Raw genomic sequence first — 1,612 nt, 5'->3', positions numbered from 1 at the left:
CTTGATTTTTTGTCTACTTTTTGATCAAGCAAAAAGTATCTTTAAAACATTCATTTTTTAACAGTGTTAGGAACAGATACGATAATAAAGAGCCAAAAAGCGGATCAAGAGGGTAATATCTAGATTTTTTTCATTCATAAGAATGATTCACTCTAGTAAACGAATTTTCTAAATGGACCGAGCAAGAAGGTGTCGCAAATGACGGTAAAAAAATATCAATTCTGCTGGTTATAGGTGGATCTTTTAACTAAATCCTCATGTACACCTAGTAAGTTTTGATTGACTTGATTTTGTTCGATAGTATTTACTAAAATTTTTATTATACTTCCAATTAAGATAAACTAAATAAAAATACTATTTATGCCCCTGGTATCACTTAATGAAATATTGATTTTTTTAAAAAAAATCATGTTTATCTCTTCTGTATATGTAGCTGGGCGTTGTATAGGTTGCAAGCCTAAGCCTCCATCTACTGATTATTCGTCTAATAAATTGGTTAGTAAAGACGTAAATGATGCACTACCTTCTAGCCTAGGTCGAAAGATTGTAAAAGCTTATCAATATGGGGATGATGCCTTATTTGTCAAAGCTATTGGGACTGATGCTGACTCAGAATTGCATACCAATGGTTTTACTATTGATGTGGCATTTGTTGGTAAATCTAAACGTGGTTTACCGTGCAGGCATATACTAAAAAACCAATCTAAGTCCCGTTCTATGCTGTTAAATTCTATAAAACTAATTGATAATCAAAAACTCATATTAGGAGTCGCGGATGGTGTAGGTGGCTGGTGGCGTCGCGGTATAGATCCTGGGGTCTACTCTAGTAGACTCATTGAGCATATCGCATTATCCAATGGTACAACTCCATTAGAAATGATTTGCGATGGCTACAATAAAACAGATAAAGTAGCTAGTAGCACTATTTGTGTAGCCACTATTGACAAAAGATCCTTACGTTGGGCTAATTTGGGAGACTCTGGTTTAAGAGTGATTCGCAAAAACAAGTTTGTAGTGAAGACCGAAGAACAACAATATACATTTAACCATCCATACCAATTGGGCCGTCATAGTTCTAACAGGCCAAACGATTGTGATTATGGTGAATATCTATTAGCAAAAGGGGACATTGTCATTATGGCTACAGATGGTTTGTTTGATAATTTAGATGATGCAGAACTGATTAGTCTAATCAATGTTGATGAGACTGCAAAAGCAATAGCACAGCGTTTATTCAATCAAGCATTAAACAATAGTCTCAATGAGACTAAAACCTCTCCTTTTGGCATAAGGGCAAAAGCTTGGGGTATAACCCACCAAGGAGGTAAAAAAGATGATATAGCTGCAGTAGTGGTTGTAATTAAATAAAATAGACTGGTTACTGAACCTATTGCCAGACCAAATTTTGGTCTAGATTAAAGGGGATGTTTCCGTTCACCCAATGGCCTCAACTTAAGGAATTTTTAATTATTTTTATTTGATTATAAGGATTTTTTATCTTACTTTTTGCTTGATAAGCAAGTAAGCAAAAAATCAAGCCCTGGTAAAAAGTTGCGGCAAGCGCCCCTTACAGCTGGAAAAACAGAATCCAACCTGCAACATCCATTGCAGC

Annotated in this window: 1 protein-coding gene; it reads left to right on the top strand. The window is 35.3% G+C overall.

The genetic code is table 11. The features are described 5' to 3' along the window. Nucleotides 1–408: 408 nt before the first annotated feature. Entirely contained in the window at nt 409–1,368 is a 960-nt protein-coding gene (locus MUW73_RS01675) for a PP2C family protein-serine/threonine phosphatase (protein ID WP_243018756.1), read from the top strand. Nucleotides 1,369–1,612: the final 244 nt, after the last annotated feature.

It is taken from the genome of Candidatus Cardinium sp. cByotN1 (assembly GCF_022810525.1).
Taxonomy (GTDB): domain Bacteria; phylum Bacteroidota; class Bacteroidia; order Cytophagales; family Amoebophilaceae; genus Cardinium.
Note: the sequence above shows the minus strand (reverse complement) of the source record. Positions and strands in the feature narration are given on the sequence as shown.